Source organism: Chitinophaga varians (assembly GCF_012641275.1).
Lineage (GTDB): Bacteria > Bacteroidota > Bacteroidia > Chitinophagales > Chitinophagaceae > Chitinophaga > Chitinophaga varians_A.
Map to the genome: position 1 here is coordinate 1,389,525 of NZ_JABAIA010000003.1, position 23,385 is coordinate 1,412,909.

Annotated in this window: 26 protein-coding genes; 17 read left to right on the plus strand and 9 right to left on the minus strand. The window is 50.5% G+C overall.

The window, feature by feature from the left end; translation table 11 throughout:
- Positions 1 to 20 precede the first annotated feature (20 nt).
- Positions 21 to 1,208, minus strand: coding sequence for a serine hydrolase domain-containing protein (locus HGH92_RS28200; RefSeq protein WP_168874152.1), 1,188 nt, complete (start codon positions 1,206 to 1,208; stop codon positions 21 to 23).
- A gap of 235 nt (positions 1,209 to 1,443) precedes the next feature.
- Here HGH92_RS28200 and HGH92_RS28205 point away from each other — a divergent pair, with 235 nt between their 5' ends.
- The 3 genes from HGH92_RS28205 to HGH92_RS28215 all read left to right on the plus strand — a co-directional run bounded on the left by HGH92_RS28205 (position 1,444) and on the right by HGH92_RS28215 (position 3,556).
- Positions 1,444 to 1,917: an Lrp/AsnC ligand binding domain-containing protein gene (locus HGH92_RS28205; protein ID WP_078672604.1), complete on the plus strand. Its 474-nt coding sequence runs from the start codon at positions 1,444 to 1,446 to the stop codon at positions 1,915 to 1,917.
- 147 nt (positions 1,918 to 2,064) lie between these two features.
- On the plus strand, positions 2,065 to 2,649 hold the full coding sequence (locus HGH92_RS28210) for a TetR/AcrR family transcriptional regulator (RefSeq protein WP_168874154.1): 585 nt from the start codon (positions 2,065 to 2,067) through the stop codon (positions 2,647 to 2,649).
- A 49-nt stretch (positions 2,650 to 2,698) separates the two neighbouring features.
- The gene (locus tag HGH92_RS28215; RefSeq protein ID WP_168874155.1) at positions 2,699 to 3,556 is read left to right on the plus strand and encodes an alpha/beta fold hydrolase; all 858 of its coding nucleotides are present in this window, start codon (positions 2,699 to 2,701) and stop codon (positions 3,554 to 3,556) included.
- Positions 3,557 to 3,607: 51 nt separating this feature from the next.
- Here the strand turns inward: HGH92_RS28215 and HGH92_RS28220 are convergent, their stop codons facing one another.
- The 5 genes from HGH92_RS28220 to HGH92_RS28240 form a co-directional block, all read right to left on the minus strand.
- Positions 3,608 to 4,792, minus strand: a complete 1,185-nt coding sequence (locus HGH92_RS28220; protein WP_247655062.1) for a class I SAM-dependent RNA methyltransferase — start codon at positions 4,790 to 4,792, stop codon at positions 3,608 to 3,610.
- Between the two features lie 125 nt (positions 4,793 to 4,917).
- On the minus strand, positions 4,918 to 5,676 hold the full coding sequence (map, locus tag HGH92_RS28225) for a type I methionyl aminopeptidase (RefSeq protein WP_168874156.1): 759 nt from the start codon (positions 5,674 to 5,676) through the stop codon (positions 4,918 to 4,920).
- Positions 5,677 to 5,752: 76 nt separating this feature from the next.
- Positions 5,753 to 6,295 (minus strand): RNA 2'-phosphotransferase, encoded by a 543-nt coding sequence (locus HGH92_RS28230; protein WP_168874157.1) that lies wholly within the window; start codon positions 6,293 to 6,295, stop codon positions 5,753 to 5,755.
- Positions 6,295 to 6,843: an NADAR family protein gene (locus tag HGH92_RS28235; protein ID WP_168874158.1), complete on the minus strand. Its 549-nt coding sequence runs from the start codon at positions 6,841 to 6,843 to the stop codon at positions 6,295 to 6,297. Before HGH92_RS28235 ends, HGH92_RS28230 begins: the two co-directional genes overlap by 1 nt.
- Before the next feature lie 2 nt (positions 6,844 to 6,845).
- Positions 6,846 to 7,688 (minus strand): TIGR02452 family protein, encoded by an 843-nt coding sequence (locus HGH92_RS28240; RefSeq protein ID WP_168874159.1) that lies wholly within the window; start codon positions 7,686 to 7,688, stop codon positions 6,846 to 6,848.
- Positions 7,689 to 8,227: 539 nt separating this feature from the next.
- Between HGH92_RS28240 and HGH92_RS28245 the strand changes: the two genes are divergently transcribed.
- The 10 genes from HGH92_RS28245 to HGH92_RS28290 all read left to right on the plus strand — a co-directional run bounded on the left by HGH92_RS28245 (position 8,228) and on the right by HGH92_RS28290 (position 16,550).
- On the plus strand, positions 8,228 to 8,653 hold the full coding sequence (locus HGH92_RS28245) for an organic hydroperoxide resistance protein (protein ID WP_168874160.1): 426 nt from the start codon (positions 8,228 to 8,230) through the stop codon (positions 8,651 to 8,653).
- 10 nt (positions 8,654 to 8,663) lie between these two features.
- Entirely contained in the window at positions 8,664 to 9,341 is a 678-nt protein-coding gene (locus HGH92_RS28250; RefSeq protein WP_168874161.1) for a type 1 glutamine amidotransferase domain-containing protein, read from the plus strand.
- Between the two features lie 24 nt (positions 9,342 to 9,365).
- Positions 9,366 to 9,803, plus strand: coding sequence for a MarR family transcriptional regulator (locus HGH92_RS28255; protein WP_317166453.1), 438 nt, complete (start codon positions 9,366 to 9,368; stop codon positions 9,801 to 9,803).
- A gap of 109 nt (positions 9,804 to 9,912) precedes the next feature.
- Positions 9,913 to 11,559, plus strand: a complete 1,647-nt coding sequence (locus HGH92_RS28260) for a glycoside hydrolase family 28 protein (protein ID WP_168874163.1) — start codon at positions 9,913 to 9,915, stop codon at positions 11,557 to 11,559.
- Between the two features lie 97 nt (positions 11,560 to 11,656).
- Positions 11,657 to 12,430, plus strand: a complete 774-nt coding sequence (locus tag HGH92_RS28265) for a hypothetical protein (RefSeq protein WP_168874164.1) — start codon at positions 11,657 to 11,659, stop codon at positions 12,428 to 12,430.
- Positions 12,431 to 12,453: 23 nt separating this feature from the next.
- A complete protein-coding gene (locus HGH92_RS28270) occupies positions 12,454 to 12,945 on the plus strand; it encodes a MarR family winged helix-turn-helix transcriptional regulator (protein WP_211092767.1) in 492 nt (163 codons plus the stop codon).
- Between the two features lie 268 nt (positions 12,946 to 13,213).
- Complete coding sequence (locus HGH92_RS28275) at positions 13,214 to 13,699, plus strand: GNAT family N-acetyltransferase (protein WP_168874165.1); 486 nt, start codon at positions 13,214 to 13,216, stop codon at positions 13,697 to 13,699.
- Between the two features lie 249 nt (positions 13,700 to 13,948).
- Entirely contained in the window at positions 13,949 to 14,743 is a 795-nt protein-coding gene (locus tag HGH92_RS28280) for an MlaE family ABC transporter permease (RefSeq protein ID WP_168874167.1), read from the plus strand.
- A 1-nt stretch (position 14,744) separates the two neighbouring features.
- Entirely contained in the window at positions 14,745 to 15,518 is a 774-nt protein-coding gene (locus HGH92_RS28285) for an ABC transporter ATP-binding protein (protein ID WP_247655064.1), read from the plus strand.
- A gap of 3 nt (positions 15,519 to 15,521) precedes the next feature.
- Positions 15,522 to 16,550, plus strand: a complete 1,029-nt coding sequence (locus tag HGH92_RS28290; RefSeq protein WP_168874168.1) for an MlaD family protein — start codon at positions 15,522 to 15,524, stop codon at positions 16,548 to 16,550.
- A gap of 20 nt (positions 16,551 to 16,570) precedes the next feature.
- On the opposite strand, the gene HGH92_RS28295 is transcribed toward HGH92_RS28290, so the two are convergent.
- A complete protein-coding gene (locus HGH92_RS28295; protein WP_168874169.1) occupies positions 16,571 to 17,227 on the minus strand; it encodes a YiiX family permuted papain-like enzyme in 657 nt (218 codons plus the stop codon).
- A 79-nt stretch (positions 17,228 to 17,306) separates the two neighbouring features.
- On the opposite strand from HGH92_RS28295, the gene HGH92_RS28300 reads away from it, so the two are divergent.
- A complete protein-coding gene (locus tag HGH92_RS28300) occupies positions 17,307 to 17,705 on the plus strand; it encodes a DUF2809 domain-containing protein (RefSeq protein ID WP_168874170.1) in 399 nt (132 codons plus the stop codon).
- Positions 17,706 to 17,816: 111 nt separating this feature from the next.
- Here HGH92_RS28300 and HGH92_RS28305 read toward each other — a convergent pair whose 3' ends face one another.
- Together HGH92_RS28305 and HGH92_RS28310 are read right to left on the minus strand one after the other, a co-directional pair.
- Positions 17,817 to 18,269 carry a YhcH/YjgK/YiaL family protein gene (locus tag HGH92_RS28305; RefSeq protein ID WP_168874171.1) on the minus strand — a complete coding sequence of 151 codons (453 nt, stop codon included), beginning with the start codon at positions 18,267 to 18,269 and terminating at the stop codon, positions 17,817 to 17,819.
- 55 nt (positions 18,270 to 18,324) lie between these two features.
- On the minus strand, positions 18,325 to 19,095 hold the full coding sequence (locus HGH92_RS28310) for a DeoR/GlpR family DNA-binding transcription regulator (RefSeq protein WP_317166454.1): 771 nt from the start codon (positions 19,093 to 19,095) through the stop codon (positions 18,325 to 18,327).
- A gap of 306 nt (positions 19,096 to 19,401) precedes the next feature.
- On the opposite strand from HGH92_RS28310, the gene HGH92_RS28315 reads away from it, so the two are divergent.
- From HGH92_RS28315 to HGH92_RS28325, 3 genes are read left to right on the plus strand one after another with little or no spacing between them, the layout of a single operon-like run.
- Positions 19,402 to 21,003 (plus strand): glycerol-3-phosphate dehydrogenase/oxidase, encoded by a 1,602-nt coding sequence (locus tag HGH92_RS28315; protein WP_168874173.1) that lies wholly within the window; start codon positions 19,402 to 19,404, stop codon positions 21,001 to 21,003.
- Between the two features lie 60 nt (positions 21,004 to 21,063).
- On the plus strand, positions 21,064 to 22,557 hold the full coding sequence (glpK, locus tag HGH92_RS28320; RefSeq protein ID WP_168874174.1) for a glycerol kinase GlpK: 1,494 nt from the start codon (positions 21,064 to 21,066) through the stop codon (positions 22,555 to 22,557).
- A gap of 38 nt (positions 22,558 to 22,595) precedes the next feature.
- Complete coding sequence (locus HGH92_RS28325) at positions 22,596 to 23,324, plus strand: MIP/aquaporin family protein (RefSeq protein ID WP_168874175.1); 729 nt, start codon at positions 22,596 to 22,598, stop codon at positions 23,322 to 23,324.
- Positions 23,325 to 23,385: the final 61 nt, after the last annotated feature.

Here is a 23,385-nt window from a genome sequence, read left to right on the forward strand (position 1 = left end):
ACATAATCAGGATGAAATTATCAATATTTCGCTGTCGCGTGATTGTAAGGAATATAGTTTTCCCAGTACCACGGCGTATATACGTCTCCGATAGCCGTCTCCAGCAAAGCTTTAAAGATGTCTTCCCCGTTATCGCTGTTTGTCATGATCGCAACTGCCATCTGTTTTTCCGGGAAGGCGATGGTGTAGTGCCCCCAGCCTTCGCTGTGGCCTTCTTTAAAGAAAGCTCTGCCCACAGGTGTTTTCAGCAGGCCAACGCCCAGTCCGTAAAAGATATTGGTGGTGGCAGGTGTTTTGTCATATACCAAGGCTTCAGGGCCGAACTGTTTTTTTGAGAGGATGGGTATCTGTGCCTGTAGCATCGCTGCGGCGCTTTTACGGCTAAGGCCTTCACCGGTGAGCATGGCTGTCAGAAACCGGTCCCAGTCGGTAATAGTGGTATAGAGGGAACCGGCGGCATGCGCGCGGGTCCTGGCATCGAATTCATAGGCATGCTGCGCTGTATCATGCCCCAGGCAGTGGCGCGCATCGAATGCTTTCTGCCAGATATAGTTGCTGTGGCTCATTCCCAGCGGTTTGAACACCTGTTCCTGCGCGATAGTTTCATAGTCCTTGCCGGTGATTTGTTCCAATACGAACTGCAACAGGTAGATGCCTTCACCGGAATAACCGTACAAAGTACCGGGATCGGATTTGATCTTCAGTTTTCCGTCTTCTTCAAACCCGCGGTAGTTGGGGAGTCCGGTAGTGTGGTCGAGGCACATGCGGGCTGTTATTTTTTCATAACGATGATCTTCCCGGATATCCTGGTACCCTCTCGTTTTTTTATCGAACACATAATCCGGTAAGGATTTGGGAAGATATCTCACCAAAGGTGTGTCCAGATCAATGACGTGCTGGTCCACCAGTTTCATCACACAGTAGGCAAATACCGCCTTGCTGTAGGAGCAGGCCCAGAAGATGGTGCCGGTGTCCATTGGAGCTTTTGTTGTTTTGTCTGCGAAGCCAAAGGCGCGTACGTAAACAGGTTTATTGCGGTTAAAAACGGCTATCGTCATGCCGGTTACACGCGCGGTGTCCATGAGCTGTTGTATACGGGCTGTCAGCGCCTGCGGCGCAATGGTAGTGTTGTCAAGGCGTTTGATGGACTGCGCGAAGCAGGTTGCTGCAAAGAAACAAGTGAGCAACAGGGATGATATTGTTTTCATCGGGCGTAAATTTTCTACCAGGGAAAACAAAAACATGCCGGATAGCCGGATCATTGGTTTTCAGCAGGATAGGCGTCATTGACGATCAATGGGTGTCCGGAAATGGCCGTTCGTGTACGGATATAAAACATATTCCTTCAAAAAACGGCCGGGGGAAACTTGTAATTCATATTTTTTTGCGATTATTGCAATAAAATGCATATTTTTAGAAAATAATCTAAATCGCCCTGCGAAAATGAGCCACTCTTTAAATATTGACAAATTAGATTTACAGATCATTTCAGAAATGTCAACAGATGCCGGTATTTCATATGCCGAATTGGGTAAAAAGCTGTTTGTATCAGGCGGTACTATCCATGTGCGCATTAAGAAGTTGCATGAAATGGGCGTGATCAAAGGTACCCGGTTGCAGGTGAACCTGCGGGCGATCGGTTACGATGTATTGGCTTTCATTGGTATTTATCTCGAAAAAAGTTCCCTGTATGAGAATGTGGCGAGGCAGTTGCTGAAGATACCGCAGATTGTGCGGTTAAACTATACAACGGGCGCCTATAGCATGTTTGCAGAGATCATCTGCCGCGACAGTGCGGAACTGCGTAAGATATTACAGGATGATTTGCAGCATATCAAAGGCATCGAGCGTACAGAAACGATTATTTCGCTGGAAGAAAGTTTCTCGCGGCCTGTCAATGTGAGTGAAATAAGTTAACGATCATAGCAGTGAATGAAGGCCTTACCGCCTTCATTCTTTTTTTTCGACCTCCTTCTTCTCCCTGATAACCCTTTTTGTTCCATCCGGAAATTTTGTTGTTTAGTATTTTTTATTATTTTTGTACCAAATAGTACAATTTAAATCATGGCAGGAAGAAACCGCATATTTGACGAGCAGGAAGTGATCCGCAAAGCAATGACCGTCTTCTGGGAACGGGGCTACGAGGCTACATCCACCGAAGATTTGCTGACAGCCATGGGAATCGGGAAAGGCAGTTTTTATAACGCGTTCCCCGGCGGTAAACAGGAAATTTTTGAAAAGACGATGGAGCAGTTCAGCACACGGGCCTTTACAGACCTGCGAACTGCCGTTGCCACAGGCGATGACCCGGTTACTGCTGTACTGGACTTCTTCCGGCATATTGCGCAGGAAAGCCGCGCGGTGCATATGAAAGGCTGCTTTATGGGCAACACCATCGCGGAGCTGTCACACACAGAACCGGCACTGGAACGCAAGGCCGTTCACCGCCTCCAGGAGATGGAACAGCTGTTCACCGCCGTGATGGAGCAAGGACAGAAAAGCGGCCGGCTAAAAACCAAAACGCCGGCGCCTGTACTGGCCAGGCACCTCGTGAACCTGTGGAACGGACTGAATATCACCCGGCGGATGTATCCTCATGCCGACGGACTCTCCGCGTTGATTGAACTCAACCTCTCCCCTGTCTTCTGACATTTTTTTCATCAATTTTGTACCAAATAGTACAATTTAAAAAACATATATGAGCGCAACATCTTACCGCACCGTCACTATCAACGATCTGGACATTTTCTACCGCGAGGCAGGCAACCCGAACGCCCCGGTAGTACTGCTATTGCACGGTTTCCCGTCTTCCTCCCACATGTACCGCCACCTGATACCGGCGCTGGCGGAAGACTATCACGTAATAGCGCCCGACTACCCTGGTTTTGGCTACAGCAGCAAGCCGGCGACGGACGTATTCACCTACACCTTTGACAACGTGGCTGCCGTCATGGAACAGTTTATCATACAGCTGGGCATCACCAGGTTCCATTTGTACATGCAGGATTATGGCGGCCCTGTAGGCTTTCGCATTATTACCCGTCACCCTGAATGGGTGGCCTCCTTGCTGGTCCAAAACGCCAACGCCTATACGGAGGGGCTGGGACCACTCGTCCAGGAGATAGGCCGCTTACAGGAAGCCGGTGATCCGGTAGCGCTGGCCGCAGCAGTGGACCGCATGCTGAGCATTGAAGGAATGCGCACGGACAACCTGGTAGGCGCTGCTGACCCGTCCCGCATTTCACCGGACAGCTGGACTTTTGACGCTGCTGTGATCGACAAGCCCATACAGCGGGTATTGTTTGCCAACTACGGCACCAACTTTACGCTGTACCCGGCGTGGCAGGCATGGTTACGCCAGCATCAGCCACGTACCCTGATCACATGGGGCAAAAATGACAATATCTTCCCGGGAGAAGGCGCCGTCGCTTACCTCCGGGACCTGCCGGACGCAGAACTGCACTTGTTTGAAGGGGGGCACTTTTTACTGGAGGAATACTGCGACGAAGTGGCCGCACTGATCAAAACATTTCTGAAGAAAGGGGAACAATCATAAGAGAATAAAAAGGCCGGTCGGCATACCTCCTGGCATGCCGACCCTGCTGTTCTATTCCTGCGCAAGCTTACGGGCATCGCGGGTACCGGCGTACAGTTCGTATTCCAGGAGCCGGCAATCGAGTGTACTGTTATAAAACTCTATCCTGCGTTTGGCTTTAAGACCAATCTTCTTGGCCAGGTCCAGGTTGCCGGTGAAGATGTAACCGGTGTAACCACCACAACGCTGTTTCATAAAATCACCGATACGGCCATATGTTTCCTCCAGCGCCGTGATTTCTCCCAGACGCAGGCCGTATTCGGGGTTCATATATACTACCCCGCCACCTTCTTCAGGCACTGGTGTGGCGGCAAAATCGCAGACAGAGAACGTGATCATATCCGCTACGCCGGCTGCGCGCGCGTTTTTCCGGGCATTCTCCACGGCCAGCGGGCTTAGGTCCGTTGCAATGATCTTCAGTTCCGGTACATCTACGATCTGGCTTTCCAGAATGCCCCGTTCCTCCAGATATATCTTTTCATCATATCCCAGCAGGTGCATAAAAGCATAGTTGTTGCGGAACAGGCCCGGACGGCTGTTAGTGGCTATCAGTGCCGCTTCAATGGCAACGGTGCCGGAGCCGCACATCGGGTTGATAAACGGTGAACGGCGGTCCCAGCGCGTAGCCAGAATAGTGGCTGCTGCCAGTCCTTCCAGCATCGGTGCTTTTCCGGGTATTTTGCGGTAGCCGTGACGGCCCAGTGAATCGCCGGAGGTATCAATAAATATTTCCGCATGCTCATTTTTCCAGAACAGGTGGACCACGGCACCATTCAGCTCAGCCCCCGTGGACGGGCGTTGGCCGGTTTTTTCGCGCATACGGTCTATCACAGCATCTTTCACCCGCAGGTTGGCAAACATGCTGTTATTGATGGTCTCATTCTGTACATTACTGGTAATGGAGAAGTATCCGTCGGCCGGGAGCAAGGTTTCCCAGGGATACGATTTCAGCTCCCTGTATATATCGTCGGCATTAAAGGCTTCGAACTGTTGGAGACTGTATAATACCTGGCTGGCGCAGCGCAGTTGGAGGTTTAAGCGGATACATTCATTGACGGAGGCTAACAGGCGTACGCCCGTTACAAAAGTTTCTTCAACGGTAAAACCCAGTTCTTTTATTTCCTGTTCGAGGTAAGGAGTCAACCGTTTGTGACAGGTGACGGTTACCGGTGCTTTCTTTGTATATAAAGACATCATCCGGCAAATGTAAACATTTGGTTATTTAGAAATTTTGGTATTTGGATATTTTGTTATTGAGTTGCCGGGAAAGTGTCTCTGTGAAGGAACGCTGTCAGTGACTTAATAACAAAATATCCAAATTCCTAAATCTCGTTATCCGCTGTGAGGATGATAGGCGCGCCATCTGTGATAACGATGGTATGTTCGTGCTGGGCTACAAATCCGCCTTTGTTGCCGATAAGCGTCCAGCCGTCATTGGCCTGATTGGCGTAGTTAGAGTGGGTAGAGATAAAGGTTTCCACGGCCACAACGCTGTTTTTACGGAAGCGTTCCTTATTGCGTTTTTCGTAGCAGTTGAGAATATCTTCCGGCGCTTCGTGCAGGCCTCTGCCTACACCGTGACCGGCCAGGTTACGGATGACGGTAAAACCGGCTTTCGCGGCTTCCTTTTCTATCAGCTTTCCGATGTCAGCGATTTTTACGCCGCCACGGATCTGGCCAAGCGCTTTATACAGGATATTGCGGGAAGCGTTGACCAGTGGCAGGTGCCGGTGCAGGTCATTGCCCAATACAAATGAGCCGCCGTTGTCTGCCCAGAAACCATCCAGTTCCGCAGATACGTCGATGTTCACCAGATCACCTTCCTGCAGGATCTTTGTAGCATGGGGAATACCATGGGCTATTTCGTTGTTGATGCTGATGCACGTCCACCCGGGAAAACCGTAGGTAAGTTTGGGGGCGGATTTAGCACCATACCGTTGCAGTACTTCTCCTCCGAATTCGTCTACTTCCTTTGCGGACATACCCGGTTTGGCGTAGTTGCGCATCTCCTTCAACGTAACGGCCACCACTTCACTGATCCTTTTCATTCCTTGTAATTCCGCTTCTGATGTAATTGACATAGCTGCTTTTTTTGTTCATAATAAAGGTAGCAAAAGCATTGCAAACCATCAAAAGTGGCGACTGGCGCCGCCACTTTTAAAACTCAATATACTTCGCCGGCACGTTGTCTGTCAGCCATACGTTGTTGGCCGACCGGAAAAAGGTGATGCCGTCCCGGAACATGCGGCCACTGTGGACGGTGAGTATCACCGGCTGGCCTCTGCGTGCGCCTACGGCGGTGGCGGTATCCCTTTGTTCGGAAAGGTGTACATGGTGCCGGCTCATTTTGCGCAGTCCCTCCTGCCGGATTGCCTGCATAAATTTTCCTACAGTGCCGTGGTAAAGGTATTCCGGTGGTGTAGCCGTTTCGAGGTCCAGCGACACATCAATAGAATGCCCCTGGTTGGCTCGGATGCGCGTGTGGTCTTCATTGAGCGCGAAACGTTGTTTTTCACATTCCGCTACCACTTCCAGCAGCTCTTCCATGCTGAACCGCTGGCCTTTACGGGCGGCTTTGCCCATTAGTTCCTGTACATCGGCCCAACCCTGATCATCCAGTTTCAGACCGATAATTTCCGGGCTATGCCGCAGTACAAGGCTCATGAATTTGCTGATATTTTTTCTTCTTTTCTGGTCCATTATGATAATAGTTTGTCCCTGACCGCCATGAGCGCATAACCCAGCAGGTTCTGGCCTTTCCAGCGCAGGGGGTTCTCCACATGTTCGTGATCGGACTTCATACCGATGCCCCATATGGAATCGACCGGACTGGCTTCTACCAGGACGCGGTCTTTCGTGTTTAATAAAAATGTTTTTAAGTCCGGATGCTGGGAAAACTTCAACAGGTTACCAGCGATCACGATAGCAGATTTGTTTTCATCCCACAACACCGGATCGAATGATTGTACCAGTCGGCCGAGTTTCTTGGCTTCAGCAGGCGTTTTTGCTTTCAGGATGCGCTGCAGGGTCGCGTCGTCGTTGAACAGGCGCGCTTTCCCGGCCATCATCCAGTGCTCTGCGGTAGGATAAGTGATACCGTTTTCCCGGAAGGGTGCTACCCACCACTGGCTTAAACAACTCTGGGTAACCGTACCATTGGGTGATTCCTGATGTCCCCAGAAAAACAGGTACTTGATTTTATCTTTACGCTGATACTTTTCGATCAGCCACTGATTATTATAAGACATGCTTAATTAGTTAGTTTGTTTTTAAAAGTACGGACCGTGTCCTGACCGGCCGTATTATCATATACCGCAAATACCACTTTAGCGAACCGATGGCGGAATGTGTCACAGTTCAGCAGGGAGGCAAACCATCCGGCCACATCTTCTTTATTGTTACGGAATACGCCGCAGCCCCAGGCACCGAGTACCAGGGTGGTCTGTTGCTGTGCCACGGCTACAGACAACAGTTTCTCCATTCTGGCCAACATGACCGGTTGGATACGGTTGATATTTTCCGGCTCATTGTCGTTCACTGCTCCTGCATTTACGGCAGGCGCCGTGATAACTGATACCGTATAATAGTCTTCCAGCAGCTGACCGGCATCGTTGCGGAATACCGGCACCAATGGAGAATATATCATATGGTCCGTATAAAGACAACTGCCGTTATTCCTGTTGATCTGATACATTTCTGGTTGCTGCTGCAGGCAGGTGTAAAGGCCGCTGGCCCTGGCCAGTGCTTCTTCCTGCGCATGGGCGCCTTTAAGGAAACCACCACCCGGATTTTTAGCAGAAGCAAAGTTCAGGCAGCAAACATTCGCCTGCTTCTCTTCTACTACCAACCGATAGGCGGCCGCATAAGTGCTTTCACCTGTTACTTCAATACGGCCTTCGTGCTGAACAGGCTGTTGGTCGCGCTGAAGATAAACCGTTTCAAAGTCATCAGGGCGGTATAATACAGTGTTGTTGGCGGCATCTTGCAGGGCGGGCTGAATGTTTACTGTTTTTCCGCGGGGATTAACATAACTGCCACTGGTCAGGATGTCCAGTGTTTCCCAGGCAATCTTTGCCCTTGTTTCTTTTTTCATGTTGTCATCATTTACACATCAGGTGATTGAAAGCGCATCAATGGGGTACTGCTTCCTATGCTGATGTTTGTTTACGTCATTATGACGCAAAGTAAAACAAATTTATTTTAACGGGCAACATTTTTTTCTTTTCAGGATGGTCTGGATACAGAAAGCCCCGGTCAGACCGAGCCGGGGGCTGAAATGTGCGTATAGTCTTTGACGTTGCCAAACTATTTACCGGATGGTGCCGAGAGATTGCAGGTATAGTCCGTACCTACAGGCGTTTGCGCCTCTTGTTGATGAAGCAGCGAATCTATTTGGCTTTATATCCGGCGATTCCCGTGTTTGTGTAAGAACTGCCGAGCCGCGTGGTATCCGTCCATCCCCCGCTTTTCATTACTGCTGGCAGCCCATCCGGACACTGCGGAGCAGTTAATGTCAGGGTTTTAATTCACTGGTTATATGGTCTGGTGTACTGACCGCTGGTGTAACCACAGAAAAAAATATTTGGAATTAAGTTGCACACAATTTAATTTTACACTACTAAAATTCAAGTTATGACAATCACAGAAACAATTTATACCGCGCAAGCCACCGCCACAGGCGGCAGAAACGGCCATGTCCGCACATCTGACGGCGTACTGGACCTTGAAGTAAGAATGCCGACCTCCATGGGTGGCCAGGGCGGCGCTCATACCAACCCCGAACAACTGTTTGCCGCCGGTTACGCCGCCTGTTTTGACGGGGCGCTTAATCTGGTGATCCGGACACAGCGGGTACAGACCGGTACCACCAGCGTTACCGCAGAAGTTAGCCTGGGCAAGAACAATGCGGGCGGTTATGGGTTATCTGTAAAGCTGCGGGTACATGTTCCGGACACCGACCTGCAGTTGGCCCGGGAGCTGGTGGAAAAAGCGCACCAGGTATGTCCTTATTCACTGGCTACACAGGGTAATATTTCCGTTGACCTTGAAGTGATTTAAACTGTTTCTTATGAAAGTATTAATTGTGCTTACCTCCCATGATGAACTGGGAAACACTGGTCAGAAGACTGGTTTCTGGATAGAAGAATTCGCAGCGCCGTACTATGCGCTGGCAGATGCAGGCGCGGAAGTCACCATCGCGTCGCCGAAAGGCGGGCAGCCTCCCATTGATCCGAAAAGCGAGCTTCCGGATTTTCAGACGCCCGCCACACAGCGGTTCAATGAAGACCAGGCCCTGCAAAACAAACTGGCGCATACCGCGAAGCTCAATGAGGTAGCTGCCGACGATTACGACGCAGTATTTTATCCAGGCGGCCACGGGCCGTTGTGGGACCTCGCCAACGACCCTGTGTCTATCGCACTGATTGAGACATTTTACAAGCAGAACAAGCCGGTGGCCTTCGTTTGTCATGCACCGGGCGTGTTAAACAAAGTCAAAGCCCCTAACGGTGAGCCGCTGGTAAAAGGTAAAGAAGTAACAGGGTTCAGCAATACCGAAGAAGATGCCGTGCAGCTGACCAAGATCGTTCCTTTTCTTGTGGAAGAGGAGCTGAAAAAGAATGGCGGCATTTACAGCAAGGAAAAGGACTGGCATCCCTATGCGCTGCGGGACGGCCTGCTGATCACCGGCCAGAACCCGGCGTCCTCCGAAGAAGTAGCCCGTATTTTACTGGAAACATTAGCGTAGTTTTGTGTTGTTAAATTGCGAACATTGAAACAGCTCAAATTCTCCAATCAACTTTGTTTTCCGATATACGCATTATCGCGACTGATCACCTCCCATTATCAGCCATTCCTGGGTGAGCTGGACCTTACGTATCCGCAATACCTGGTGATGTTGCTGCTATGGGAGCATCAGTCCATGAATGTAAAAACACTTGGAGAAACGCTGATGCTGGATTCCGGTACGTTAACCCCGTTACTGAAACGGCTGGAAGCCAAGAAGCTGATCAGGCGGGTACGCAGCAAAGAAGACGAGCGTGTAGTAAATATCCAGCTCACGCCACAAGGCGCTGCGCTGGAGCAACAGGCTGCCGAAACACCGCTCCGGCTGGCCGAGAGCCTGGGCATCACCGCTACCGAAATGCAGGATATTAAAGACGCGATCACACCATTGCTGTACCGGCTTAAACCGGCATTGAAAGGGTAATCAGTTCATCATTTTTCTCTCTCCCGAACGTTCATCAATATTCTCTTTCTTCTCTTCGAAAAATGATTATTTTAGTGTAAAATGCAATCGTTTGCATAAAACCACGATTATGACGAACTACCCTACCGGAGAAGCCTCCGGCCTGAGTCGCCGTGCCTGGCTTCAAAAAATTTCCATGCCTGCCCTGGCAACTGCCGGGGCCTGCGCCCTTCCCTCCATGGTCCTTGGGGCATCAGCACCGGCGAAAGAAAATCAGCCTGGCATCTACGATATCAGGCGGTATGGCGCCCGCGGCGATGGTCAGACCAATGACACCGCAGCTATTCAACGTGCCATTGACGAATGCCATCAACAGCGGGGCGGTACGGTACTGGTGCCTGTCGGTGATTATCTGTGCGGCACCCTGGAACTTAAAAGTAATGTAACGCTACATCTGGCCGTTGGCGGGCGTATCCTGGGAAGTCCCCGCAGGGAAGATTATCAGGCGCCAGCCGCCATACCGCCCGGCAACGGCAATGTTGTATTCCTTTTTGCCGCCAATGCCGAAAACGTGTGTATAGAAGGCAGCGGCACTATTGATGGGGACGGCATTCACTTCAATAATGGCAAAGGAGATGGTACCGGTCCGGGCGGGCAGAAAGGCGGAAATTTTGACCGGCCGCACCTGGTGATTTTTTATCGCTGCCGCCACATAGGCATAAAAGATACATTCTTCACCCGTAGCGCCTATCACTGCTTCCGTATCCTGGAATGCCGGGAAGTGAACATCCGCGGTGTTCGTATATACAACCGCGTTAACCGTAACAATGACGGGTTCCATTTTAACAGCAGTCAACATATCCATATCTCAGACTGTGACGTGGCCTGCCAGGATGATGGCTGCGCACTCTTTGGCAGCAACCAGTTTGTTACCATCACCAACTGCACGTTCAGTACCCGATGGTCTGTCTTCCGCTTTGGCAGCGGCGAGGTAAAAAACATCACGGTATCCAATTGTATTATTTACGACACCTATGGATGTCCCATCAAGATTGGCGCAGGCAAATCAAAAATAGAGAACCTGCTTTTCAGCAACATTGTAATGGAGAATGTCACCGGACCTATAGGCATCGGTTTTAATGCAGGCAACTACAACGATACGTTTGTCCGTAACATTTCGTTCAACAACATCCGGGCATCGCTGGTCACTAAACCGGTGAACCATCCGGATATTCCTTTTGATGTAAAACCTTTTGAAGGAGAGCAATACAGCTGTATCACCCTTAACGGCGTGGGCAACAGCTATCTGGAAAACATCAGTTTTACTGACGTACAGATAACCGCCGCCGGCGGAGGCACGGCTGCCATGGCGGCTAAGGAAGTACCGGCCGTTTCCGTTGAATACTTCGGGGTATGGGGCAGCGCTCCCGCCGGCGCCGGCGCCTATGGACTGTATGCGCGCAATGTAAAAGGGCTCACGTTGCAAAATGTACGGCTTACTTACCGGGAACCGGACCTGCGCCCTGCCCTGGTATTGGATAATGTTTCCGACGCAGCTTTCCACGCGTTGAGCATACAGGGACATCCTGATGCGACCGCGCTGCGGTTCATTAACAGCCAGGATGTATTGTGCACAGCCACCAGGTTGTTGTCTGACGCCCGTACATTTTTACAGGTTAAAGGAGATCGGAGTGACAACATTATCATAGAGGGTGGCGATCATCGTAAAGCGCAGCAAGCATTACAGGGCAGTCTGTCAGCAGTGCAAATAAAATAACACAGGGTGCTGACGGTTATCATAATATTTTTACGTATTTTGTTGTTATTAGAAATGCGTAAATCCTATTTGTCCACCTAACGCTTCCAATGAACAGATGCAACAGAAACAAGTTCCGTTGTCTGCTGCCGACGCTCAACTGCTGAAAGAACTGGAGATTATCCCTGGCACGTATGAAAAAACTGTCTGTAGCGGGCATCTGGTGAGACTGGAACTCGCCGAAAACCATACCCTTCGTTATTATTTTGAAGACGGCCAATTCGTACAGGCCTTCCCGTTGTTGTGCATGCAGGGCTCTGCTGCCTTGCCGCAGTTGACGCAGGCAGCCGGACTGGTACATCAGCCGGTGCGGCTGGAAACCGTTCGTTGCGGCGCGGATACCTGGCTGCTGCCCGTTGTGTTGTATGAAGCGCATCCGGAGGTATCACAGGAACAGCCGATACTGACGGCCGCCCGCTCCTCTTTGCTGAAAGACACCTGCCTTGTAGCACTGGTCTTCGCCATTATTCTCTCTGTCCTCTTTTATGTGATCGGCATGCCCGAGCATTTCAGCACGCCCGCCGTACTGCTGGGATGGACACCGCCTGCCCTTGTAGTCGGAGCCGGCTTATGTTTTATGATCAGGAGATACCGGCACTACCTTAAAAGCATTACGCACAGGGCCACTATCCGAGGCATTGTAACAGAGCAGCTGCAGGGAGTGATTAACGGCCAGGACTATACGTGGTACCGTATCGGCGCACAGGCATTTTACAGTATGCAGACTTTGCCTGCCACGCCCGGACAATCCTTGCAGGTGACGATCGTCACGGCGAAAGACGGCTCCCGGTCATTCCGCTTCCATACCCAGCAAGATTCTGTGGCGATTTAAAAGCGACTGCTTATTTTCGCGGTATGATTAATGCGATCGATCAATCCGGCATATTGGCAATTTCCACGCGCCTGCAGCGCCTGGGCGAGTTGCTGCGCAAAGACGGCCAGCAGATCTATAAAGCCCATGGCATTGACTTTGAACCTAAATGGTTTCCCGTGGTTTACAGCCTGCATGCCAATGAAGTACTGAGTGTGGTGGAAATTGCGCATGAAATAGGCTATAGTCATCCCTCTACCATCAGCCTGCTGAAGGAACTGGAAGCCAAAAAGCTGGTGCGGTCCAGGAAAGACAAGACCGACACCCGCAAACGCCTGATCAGCCTTACCGAAAAAGGCCAGCAGCTGGTCACTGAGATGAAGCCTGTCTGGGACCTGATCACCGCTGCCCTTACTGACCTGACCAATACCTCCAATAATATCATGGACGCCGTCAATGAAGTGGAAGCCCGTTTCCGGGAGAAAAGCTTTTTCGAACGGGCAGAGGACATTCGTCGCCGTAAGTCCCAGGGCTGAAGCCCTGGGCTACGATGTGTTTGTGTTTTTATGATGATGCCTTTCCATGAAGCCCAGACTGCGATGTGTTTATGTTTGTGTGATGAGCCCTTATGATAATGCCTTTCTGTTTATGTTTGTATGATGAACCCTTCCCCTGACGCCCCATTGCCCTTCTCCAACCCTGCTTAATACAATATATGCTGCTTTAAAACGCTTTGCCATGGCTTTTTTTATATTTTTTTTCATTTATGTAGTCAACTACATATCTTTGTAAAAAAATAATCACATGGCAATTTCCTACAGACCGATTGGCAATGATTATTCGGAAGAGGTAATCAATCTGATCCTGCCGATACAGCAACAGGAATTCAACGTACAGACCAACCTGTCGCAGCAGCAGGACCTGCTGGACATCGAGCAGTATTACCATCAGACCGGAGGTGGCTTCTGGGGTGCTTTTGACGGCGACAGGCTGGTAGGCACCATCGCGCTGATCGCTTATGCGCCTGACGGCGGTGCGCTACGCAAAATGTTTGTCCGCAAGGAATACAGAGGCCGGGAGCATGGCATTGCTACCTCATTGCTGGACACTTTGCTCAGTTACGCCGCCACCCGTGGCATCCGGGACATTTACCTGGGCACGGTGAACTTCCTTCATGCAGCCCGCCGCTTTTATGAGAAAAAAGGATTTGACCAGGTGACGATTGACCAGTTACCTGCCGCTTTCCCCAGAATGATGGTAGACGATGTTTTTTACCACTACCACCATTAAATTTTTCAGCAGCAGACAAGGGGCCATTGTTTTGTCTGCTGCTTCTTTCCGGCAAATAGCGGAAAAAAATCCCCAAACGTATAACGTTGCCCGTTACCCTTCCCCCTGCTCCAATGCCCGTTTTCACCCGCCTGAGACGCTATGGGCCTGAAAATATGTACATTAAGTTGTGACCGGAATAACAAAAAAGACCGTTTTTTGTAATATTATTGGGCTCAGATTTAGTTTCATGTAGTTAAAAATCGGCAAATGGATTCCAGCAACGGACAACCAGAAAAACCATTCATATCACCCGGAATTGATCGCTTTTTCATCAGCGTACATACCACCTTTCTTTTCGTAGCCCGGTTTTTCCGGGAACTTTTCAGGTTCCCCTTTGAAACCCGGGAATTTATACGGCAATGTTACATGGTTGGCTATAAATCGCTGGCGCTCATTAGCTTAACAGGCTTTATTACCGGGTTGGTATTTACCAAACAATCAAGGCCATCCTTGTCTGAATTTGGCGCCACCTCCTGGCTTCCGTCGCTGATAGCGATTGCTGTGATCAGGGCACTGGCCCCGCTGGTGACTGCATTGATATGTGCGGGCAAGGTAGGTTCCAGTATTGGCGCGGAATTAGGGTCTATGCGGGTAACGGAACAGATAGATGCCATGGAAGTATCCGCCATCAATCCGTTCAAGTACCTGGTAGTGACACGCGTACTGGCCACTACTGTATGCTTGCCGATCCTGATGGCCTACACCGCCCTGGTAGGTCTGATGGGTTCTTATCTTGATGTCCATGTAAACGAACAGACCAGCATCACCTTCTTTTTTCTGAAGGCCTTTAGTGACATCACCTTCCTGGACCTGTTCGCTTCCACCTTTAAAGCCATGGCCTACGGTTTTACGATTGGCATTGTAAGCTGTTACCAGGGATACAACGCCTCTCAGGGCACACAGGGCGTAGGTAAAGCCGCCAACACTTCGGTGGTGATTTCCATGTTCCTGATATTTATAGAAGAAGTAATCATTGTTCAGGTAGTAAATTCAATCAGGTAGGATGAAACAACGTAACCCGGAAATAGACATGAACGACGTCGTGATTTCGATCAGGGACCTTTACAAGTCCTTCGGTTCAAATCATGTGTTGCGGGGTATCAATTTAGACGTTCACAAAGGAGAGAATGTGGTCGTACTCGGACGGTCCGGCACCGGTAAGTCAGTCCTGATCAAAATCATCGTAGGCTTGCTGTATCCTGACTCCGGAACTGTCAACGTGCTGGGAAAAGACGTCAGCGCGCTCACTGAAGCTGACCTCCGCGAACTACGGATGCAGGTAGGTTTCTCTTTTCAGAGCGCAGCCCTCTATGATAGTATGACCGTTGGTGAAAACCTGGCCTTTCCGCTGCGCCGTAACAACAAACAAATCAGCAACGACCAGGTACGCCGCATGGTAGACATTGTACTGGACGCTGTGGGACTGTCACAGGCCATCAACCAGTTGCCGGCAGAACTGTCCGGTGGCCAGCGTAAACGCATCGGCATTGCGCGGACACTCATCCTGAAACCACAGATCATGCTGTATGATGAGCCTACCGCCGGCCTGGACCCTATCACCTGCATAGAAATCAATAACCTCATCAACGAAGTACAACGCCGGTTCAATACCAGCTCCATTATCATTACCCATGACCTGACCTGCGCCAAGGAAACAGGTGACAGCATTGCGGTAATGCAGGAAGGACAGTTTGTGGCACAGGGTTCCTTCGATGACGTATTCCGGAAAGAAAATGATCTCATCCAAAGTTTTTATCAATACAATTTCATACAGTAAGCTATGATTAAAGAAAGCAACAAACGAACAGTAACAGTAGGTATCTTCATTTTTGTTGGACTGGTCATTTTTACTGTAGGGATACTCTTCCTCGGCGGACAACGCAAGGCTTTTGTATCCTCTATCCGTGTTAAAGCCATGTTTCATGATATCAATGGCCTCGCCCCCGGCAACAATGTCTGGTATTCCGGCGTGAAAGTAGGGACGGTTAAAAAGATCACGTTTGTACAACACAACGTGATTGAAGTGGTCATGAACATAGAAAGAAGCTCCCGTCAGTTTATCCATAAAGACGTGAAGGCCAAAGTTGGCTCCGATGGCCTGGTAGGCAACAAGATCGTGGTCCTGTCCGGCGGTACCGAAACCATGCCGGCCATAGACAATAACGACGTGATCGTAGCCGAAGCAGCCTTAAGCCCGGACAACATCATGGCTACCCTGCAGGTCAACAATGAGAACCTGGTGGAAATCACCGGTAACCTGAAAAGCATCACCAAACATATTGCAGAAGGACAAGGCACCATCGGCAAACTGGTGAAAGACGATTCTGTATACAACAATGTACAGGCAACGCTGAGCAACCTGAAAACCACCGCGGCCAATACCCAGCGGCTGACAGACAGGCTGGCTGATTATGCCGCCAAGTTACAGTCCAAAGGCTCTCTGACCAATAACCTGATTACCGACACAGTGGTGTTCAGCAGGCTGCGTTCTACCGTGACCGAAATGGAGGCCGCTGCCCAGAAAGCCAACGGCATGGTGGCCGACCTGAAAAAAGCCAGCGAATCTGTCAGCGAAAACCTGACCAGCGACCAGTCGCCCGCCGGCGTACTGTTGCACGACCAGGAATCAGCTGCTGCCCTGAAGAAAATCATTACTAACCTGGAATCCAGTTCATCCAAACTGGACCAGAACATGGAAGCGTTGAAACACAACTTCCTGTTGAGAGGATATTTCAGAAAACAGGCCAAGCGCGAGAAAAAAGAGCAGGCCGAAAAAGAGAAAGCGTTAAACCAGGTGCAGGGCCAATAAGCCCCTGCACCTGATTTTTTTTATTTTTCTTCCACCGTTTTAAGTAGCGGAGAATTAAACATACTTACCGGAGAGATGATCTGTTCCGTCATTGGGATATTGTTACCATAGATCTGTTTCATCTGCTCCTTTACCGCCGGACTATTCAGGTCAAAGTCTTTCAGCTGCTCCAGTTTGCCCAGTTCCAGCCCTGTTGACTCCTTATAAATCTTCCAGACCAGTTCAGAACAATAGATCCGTTCATCCGACCAGCCGAAATAAAAATCGTAGTTCTTCCCGTTGTATTTTTTACCTGCGTCCACCATCTTCTGCACGGTCGTTTGGGTGATAACACTGTCTGCGTTTTTCAGCCGCTTGATAACATAATGTCCTTTGCGCCCCCGGTTGATCCAAGCCTGCAGTGGTGTATAGCGCACTGGTTGCAGCGCTTCATAGACATATAGCTCCCCGTCTTTCGGAAGAATAATGCCGCAATGGCTGTACTTCGAATGTGTGGCCAGTTTAATGGCCGTACTCAGATCGGACATGGATTCCTGGAAGATCACGTCTCCTGCCTTCGCGGCCGGCGGTTGTTGAACAGATTTCTTTACCGGCATTCCGGTGAGATACAGCGCACCGCCAATAAGCGCCGCCAGTGGCAATGAGGAGAACAATGCTATTTTTTTCAAGCTGGACATATGTTTGGGATTAATGGTAATCGTTTATTTTGTAATGATAAAACTTTTATAGCAATAACAGCCGTTGTATTTTTAGCACATGAAAGCAAAGAAGCGCTGGCTGTATTTTGTACTGATCATGTTGAACATACCCCTTGGATTAGCCACCAGATGGGCCCCACAGTACTTCCCTACCCTTGTCCGTATTTATGGCGGTGACGTTTTTTCCGCCACCTGCATTTTTTTCGGCATCCGTTTTTTGTATCCGCTGAAATCTGTTGCGAAAGTTTCCGTGATCAGTTTCCTGGTATGTATTGCTATTGAAGTGCAGCAGTTGTACCAGGCAGAATGGGCAGTGAAGCTGCGTAATACGCCGCTGGGTATTTTACTGGGGCATGGCTTTTTGTGGAGCGATTGCGTATGTTATGCTGTAGGAACGGCGATAGCAGCGGGAGTAGCGCTTTTGCTGGAACGCCTTCCCTATTTTCGGATTTCCTGATTTACGATTTTTTGATGTTGTTTGATGATAAACGGGAAGAGCGAAGCGGATAATTACGCGCATCGCTCTTCCCGTTTATTCGCTCTGCTGATTTACGAAATCGAAAAATTTCTAAACAGCTAATTTGATCACTACTTTCTTCACAGCTGCAGGCTGGTCGATCCGGAGATTGGGCATATGCAGGTCTGTGGGAAAGAAGATAGCAAAGTGTTGTTGATCGAGGCGGGTGAAGAAAGCAGGCTTTTCCCCGAACAGCATGTAGTCTTCTGTTTCGCTGTATGCTTTGGAAGGCGTTTGTTGTTGCAGGAAATCATGGCCGATCAGTTCAGCGCCTTTCACGATATATTGTATATCGATGTATTTTTTATGCGCTTCCATTTGTTCACCTGACGGGTCTACGGTATCATATTCATTCACGATGGCGAAGAGGTTGGTACCGTCTATTTCATATTTTCCTTTTTCCAGTGTATGGAAATCTGTTTGTGCGAGGTATTCAAAAGCCTTGACAAATCGGGGGCCCAGGCAATGATAGCGATGGGCGTTGGTGATGGTGTCGAGAATCATGTGCTGATAAATAAAGATGGATGAGCCGTAAAGATATTTAAAAACACGAAAGTGTTTATACGATCGTTACTTTGATGCCCATATCTTCCATGGCTTTTACGAGATGTGGGGAGATGCCGGTGTCGGTGATCACTTCGTCCACGTCTTCCAGGCCACAGATGCGGCCAAATCCTCTTTTTCCGAACTTGGTGGAGTCTGCCAGTACAATGATTTTCTGTACTGTAGCGATCATCTTCTGATTGAGATGCGCCTCCATGATATTGGAAGTGGTAAGGCCAAATTCCAGGTCAATACCGTCTACCCCCAGGAACAGTTTACTACAGGAGAAGTCTTCCAGTATTTTTTCCGCATACGGGCCCGTCACCGAGGATGAGCTGGTACGGAGCTGGCCGCCGAGTTGTATCACTTCCACATCGGGGATGCGGATCAGTTCCAGCGCTACGTTCAGCGCGCCGGTGATCACTGTCAGATGCCCTTTGGGATGTATATTTTTAGCCAGCGCCAGCACGGAGGTGCCCGATGCGATGATGATTGCGTCGTTGGGTGCTATGAGCGCCGCTGCCGCCAGGCCGATATTGTTTTTCTCTTCGCTGCGCAGCTTCTCCTTTTCATTCACCGGTTTATCGTTGGTGTAAGGATTATTGATGGAGGCGCCTCCATGCGAGCGGAACAGCAGTGCTTTATCTTCCAGCAGTTTCAGGTCTTTACGTATAGTCACGCCCGATACATCGAGCTCTTTGCAGAGGTCGACCACATTTACGTATCCTTTTTCTGCCAGTTTATCCAGTATAAACTTGTGGCGTTCAGCTATATTGATCATAGACATATCACATAAAAATAACGTATTAAAACCTATTGGCAAGTTTTTTCGCTCGCAAAGCATTCAAAGAGAGCGAAAAAGCAAGGCGTCCATTTTCGATCTATTTTCTATTATTACATTTTTATCCAGTGAAAGTTTCATTTGGAAGAAACTGAAAAGTCCGCCATTGCTCACAGCCATTTTCCCTTTCATCCAAAAAATATTTCACTTTCTCGTTTATTTTTCTATTTTGGTTTCGAATTGTTTTATTTTCTTTTATTTTACACTCAAATATAACAATTTGAAAGTAATTAAAAGGAACATTGTAAATATATGAACAGACCGGAATCAATCAAAAGCCTGCGATCCATGTCTGCCCGTACCTGGGACATGATCATTATAGGAGGAGGAGCCACAGGCCTGGGGATAGCCATGGACGCCGCTTCCAGGGGGTATAAAACCCTGCTGCTGGAACAGGCGGACTTTGCCAAAGGAACATCCAGTCGCGCTACCAAACTGGTACACGGCGGCGTAAGATACCTGGCGCAAGGCGACGTGGCACTGGTAAGGGAAGCATTATATGAAAGGGGGCTATTGCTCCACAACGCCCCTCACCTGGCACATAACCAACAGTTTATCATTCCTCATTACTCCTGGTGGCAGGGCCCTTTTTATACTATCGGTCTGAAAGTATATGACCTGCTCTCCGGCCGGTTGAGCCTGGGCAAGTCCAAACACATTGGTAAAAACGAAGTCACTCAGCGGTTGCCCAATATACAGGCCGAAGGCCTCAAAGGCGGCATCGTATATCACGACGGTCAGTTTGACGATGCCCGTCTTGCTGTGAACATTGCACAAACGGCCGCAGAAAATGGCGCCGTGCTGCTCAATTACTGTAAGGTTGACGGCCTGCTGAAAGAGAACGGTAAAGTCAGCGGTGTGACCGCCACCGACCTGGAAAGCGGCGAGTCCTTCCACCAGGCTGCCCGCACCGTCATTAACGCTACGGGCGTATTTGTGGATGAGATACTGCAACTGGACAATCCCGGTGCCCGTCCGATGGTACGTCCCAGCCAGGGCGTACACCTGGTGCTCGACTCGTCTTTTTTGCAAAGCAGCAGCGCTATCATGATACCAAAAACATCCGACGGCCGTGTACTCTTTGCCGTGCCCTGGCACAACAAAGTATTGCTGGGCACCACCGACACGCCTTTGGAATCACACAGCATGGAGCCGGTAGCACTGGAACAGGAAATAGATTTCATTCTCGCCACCGCTGCACAATACCTCACGCGCACGCCTACACGTGCCGATGTACTCAGTGTATTCGCGGGCTTGCGCCCACTGGCAGCGCCACAGAAAGATACCAACAGCACCAAGGAAATTTCCCGCAGCCACAAAATCATTGTAGCGCCCTCCGGACTGATCACCATCACCGGCGGCAAATGGACCACTTTCCGCAAAATGGCTGAAGACACCGTGGATGAAGCTATCCGTCAGGGTAACATCACACCGGCCAAATGCAATACCAAAACATTACGCATACACGGATACCAGAAACAGCCCATGGCACAGGTCCCGCTGGACGTATACGGCAGCGATGCCGCACAGCTACAGGCACTGGCGGCCATGCGCCCGGAATTTGCCCAAACACTCCACCCCCGGCTGCCCTATATCAAAGCACAGGTGATATGGGCCGTGAGACAGGAAATGGCACGCACCATAGAAGACACTCTTGCCAGGAGGACAAGGGCGCTGTTCCTCGATGCACAGGCAGCCATCGACATGGCGCCGGAAGTGGCCGCACTGATGGCCGCAGAACTGGGCAAAGACGAGGCATGGCAACAACAACAGGTAAAAGCCTTTGGCGCCGTGGCACAAAACTATTTGCTGAAAAATGTCCGTACACGCGAACAATTGCCTGTCGGCGCTTAAGGCACGGCAACAGACATTCCACTATAGCCAACTATATTATCCACGCAGAAAAAGAAAAACATGACCAAATACGTAATGGCGCTGGACCAGGGTACCACCAGCTCACGAGCCATCATCTTTGACAAAACAGGAGCCATTATTTCTGTAGCACAGAAAGAATTCACGCAGCTGTTTCCCGCACCGGGATGGGTAGAACACGACCCCGCTGAAATATGGAGCAGCCAGATAGGCGTAGCCACCGAAGCAATGGCCAAAGTTGGCCTCGAAGGTGGCAACATCGCCGCCATCGGTATTACCAACCAGCGGGAGACCACCATTGTATGGGACCGTGAGACAGGCAAACCGGTACACAACGCCATCGTATGGCAGGACCGCCGTACCGCTGCTTTTTGCGACAGCCTGAAAGCCGGCGGCAAAGAAGAACTGATCAGGACCAAAACCGGTCTCGTGATAGATGCCTATTTCTCCGGCACCAAAGTAAAATGGATACTGGACAACGTTAGTGGCGCCCGTGAAAGAGCCGCCCAGGGCAAACTGGCTTTCGGCACTGTAGACGCCTGGCTTGTGTGGAACCTCACCCATGGCGCCGTACATGCCACCGATATCACCAACGCCTCCCGTACCATGTTGTTCAACATCCACACACAAACATGGGACGAAGAACTGCTGGCACTGCTGGACATTCCTGCCTCCATGCTGCCTGAAGTAAAAGAATCCAGTGAAGTATGCGGCCTCACCGCTCCGGGTGTTTTCGCTGAACAGATACCTATTTCCGGTATCGCCGGCGATCAGCATGCCGCCTTGTTCGGCCAGATGTGCACCGAGCCCGGCATGGTTAAAAACACCTATGGCACCGGCTGTTTTATGCTGATGAACATCGGCCCGAAACCTATTCTCAGCAAAAACAACCTGCTGACCACCGTTGCCTGGAAAGTGAACGGAGAAACACACTATGCCCTCGAAGGCAGCATCTTCATTGCCGGCGCTATCGTGCAGTGGCTGCGTGACGGCCTGGGCATCATCCGCTCCTCTTCCGAAGTAGAGGCGCTGGCAGCCAAAGCCGCACAGAACGACGGCGTATACCTGGTGCCGGCCTTCGCCGGACTGGGGGCCCCTTACTGGGACCAGCATGCCCGTGGCACGCTCGTAGGCATGACCCGCGGCACCAACGCTTCACATATCGCCCGTGCCGCGCTCGAGAGCATCGCCTACCAGACCATGGACGTGCTCAAAGCCATGGAAGCCGATGCCGGTATTAGCATACAGGAATTGCGCGTAGATGGCGGCGCCACCGGCAACAACCTGCTCATGCAGTTCCAGGCCGATATCCTGCAAGCGAAAGTAGTACGCCCGGGCATCACCGAAACCACCGCCCTGGGAGCCGCCTACCTCGCGGGACTGGCCACCGGTTACTGGCAAAATCTGGAAGACATCCGCAGCCAGTGGCAAATGGAAAAAACCTTTGCACCTGACCCGCAGCAACAACAGCGCGAAACATGGATCAACGGATGGCATAAAGCCGTAGATGCAGCCAGGCACTGGGCACAACAATAATATCAACCAAATATAAAACCAACAAATCACCAATCTCTATGTCTCCGATTTTAGCAGAATTTATAGGCACTGCATTACTGCTCCTGCTGGGCAATGGCGTAGTAGCCAATGTGGTGCTCAACAAAACCAAGGGCAACAGCGGCGGATGGATCGTTATCACCACCGGCTGGGCGCTGGCCGTATATGTAGGCGTAGTGGTGGCCGGCCCTTACAGCGGCGCACATCTCAATCCCGCTGTGACCGTAGCGTTGGCCGCTGCCGGCAAATTCAACTGGGCTGACGTGCCCATGTTTGTTGTAGCACAACTGGCAGGCGCTATGCTGGGCACTTCCCTGGTTTGGTACAACTACAAAGACCACCTGGACGCCACGCCCGACAATGGCCTGCAACGCGCCTGCTTCTGCACGGAGCCGGCTATACGTAAACCGCTGCGTAACTTTATCTGCGAAGTGACTGGTACGTTCGTACTGCTCTTTACCATCTTCTACTTTACCGGTGCAGAACTGGGCAGCGATAAAACGCCTGTGGGACTGGGTTCCCTGGGCGCCGTACCTGTAGCTTTCCTGGTGTGGGCCATCGGTCTTTCCCTTGGCGGCACCACTGGTTACGCCATCAACCCGGCCAGAGACCTGGGCCCCCGCATCATGCACGCCATCCTGCCGATGAACGGCAAAGGCCATAGTGACTGGGGTTATGCCTGGATACCGGTTGCCGGTCCGCTGGCAGGTGGCGTGCTCGCCGCAGCCCTGTACCTGCTGCTGAAATAAAAATTTCGTTTAGTAACCATCATACATATGCGAACGCACGTTTGAAAAAATGAATACAACC

Excerpts from the sequence above, each read along its gene's own strand:
- HGH92_RS28200 (WP_168874152.1), bottom strand. The coding sequence starts at position 1,208 with ATGAAAACAATATCATCCCTGTTGCTCACTTGTTTCTTTGCAGCAACC.
- HGH92_RS28325 (WP_168874175.1), top strand. The coding sequence starts at position 22,596 with ATGTCTCCGATTTTAGCAGAATTTATAGGCACTGCATTACTGCTCCTG.
- HGH92_RS28210 (WP_168874154.1), top strand. The coding sequence starts at position 2,065 with ATGGCAGGAAGAAACCGCATATTTGACGAGCAGGAAGTGATCCGCAAA.
- HGH92_RS28310 (WP_317166454.1), bottom strand. The coding sequence starts at position 19,095 with ATGTCTATGATCAATATAGCTGAACGCCACAAGTTTATACTGGATAAA.
- HGH92_RS28235 (WP_168874158.1), bottom strand. The coding sequence starts at position 6,843 with ATGTCTTATAATAATCAGTGGCTGATCGAAAAGTATCAGCGTAAAGAT.
- HGH92_RS28305 (WP_168874171.1), bottom strand. The coding sequence starts at position 18,269 with ATGATTCTCGACACCATCACCAACGCCCATCGCTATCATTGCCTGGGC.
- HGH92_RS28240 (WP_168874159.1), bottom strand. The coding sequence starts at position 7,688 with ATGAAAAAAGAAACAAGGGCAAAGATTGCCTGGGAAACACTGGACATC.
- HGH92_RS28245 (WP_168874160.1), top strand. The coding sequence starts at position 8,228 with ATGACAATCACAGAAACAATTTATACCGCGCAAGCCACCGCCACAGGC.
- HGH92_RS28290 (WP_168874168.1), top strand. The coding sequence starts at position 15,522 with ATGATTAAAGAAAGCAACAAACGAACAGTAACAGTAGGTATCTTCATT.
- HGH92_RS28295 (WP_168874169.1), bottom strand. The coding sequence starts at position 17,227 with ATGTCCAGCTTGAAAAAAATAGCATTGTTCTCCTCATTGCCACTGGCG.
- HGH92_RS28230 (WP_168874157.1), bottom strand. The coding sequence starts at position 6,295 with ATGGACCAGAAAAGAAGAAAAAATATCAGCAAATTCATGAGCCTTGTA.
- HGH92_RS28250 (WP_168874161.1), top strand. The coding sequence starts at position 8,664 with ATGAAAGTATTAATTGTGCTTACCTCCCATGATGAACTGGGAAACACT.
- HGH92_RS28285 (WP_247655064.1), top strand. The coding sequence starts at position 14,745 with ATGAAACAACGTAACCCGGAAATAGACATGAACGACGTCGTGATTTCG.
- HGH92_RS28265 (WP_168874164.1), top strand. The coding sequence starts at position 11,657 with ATGCAACAGAAACAAGTTCCGTTGTCTGCTGCCGACGCTCAACTGCTG.
- glpK (WP_168874174.1), top strand. The coding sequence starts at position 21,064 with ATGACCAAATACGTAATGGCGCTGGACCAGGGTACCACCAGCTCACGA.
- HGH92_RS28220 (WP_247655062.1), bottom strand. The coding sequence starts at position 4,792 with ATGATGTCTTTATATACAAAGAAAGCACCGGTAACCGTCACCTGTCAC.
- map (WP_168874156.1), bottom strand. The coding sequence starts at position 5,676 with ATGTCAATTACATCAGAAGCGGAATTACAAGGAATGAAAAGGATCAGT.
- HGH92_RS28315 (WP_168874173.1), top strand. The coding sequence starts at position 19,402 with ATGAACAGACCGGAATCAATCAAAAGCCTGCGATCCATGTCTGCCCGT.
- HGH92_RS28215 (WP_168874155.1), top strand. The coding sequence starts at position 2,699 with ATGAGCGCAACATCTTACCGCACCGTCACTATCAACGATCTGGACATT.
- HGH92_RS28275 (WP_168874165.1), top strand. The coding sequence starts at position 13,214 with ATGGCAATTTCCTACAGACCGATTGGCAATGATTATTCGGAAGAGGTA.
- HGH92_RS28270 (WP_211092767.1), top strand. The coding sequence starts at position 12,454 with ATGATTAATGCGATCGATCAATCCGGCATATTGGCAATTTCCACGCGC.
- HGH92_RS28280 (WP_168874167.1), top strand. The coding sequence starts at position 13,949 with ATGGATTCCAGCAACGGACAACCAGAAAAACCATTCATATCACCCGGA.
- HGH92_RS28260 (WP_168874163.1), top strand. The coding sequence starts at position 9,913 with ATGACGAACTACCCTACCGGAGAAGCCTCCGGCCTGAGTCGCCGTGCC.
- HGH92_RS28300 (WP_168874170.1), top strand. The coding sequence starts at position 17,307 with ATGAAAGCAAAGAAGCGCTGGCTGTATTTTGTACTGATCATGTTGAAC.
- HGH92_RS28205 (WP_078672604.1), top strand. The coding sequence starts at position 1,444 with ATGAGCCACTCTTTAAATATTGACAAATTAGATTTACAGATCATTTCA.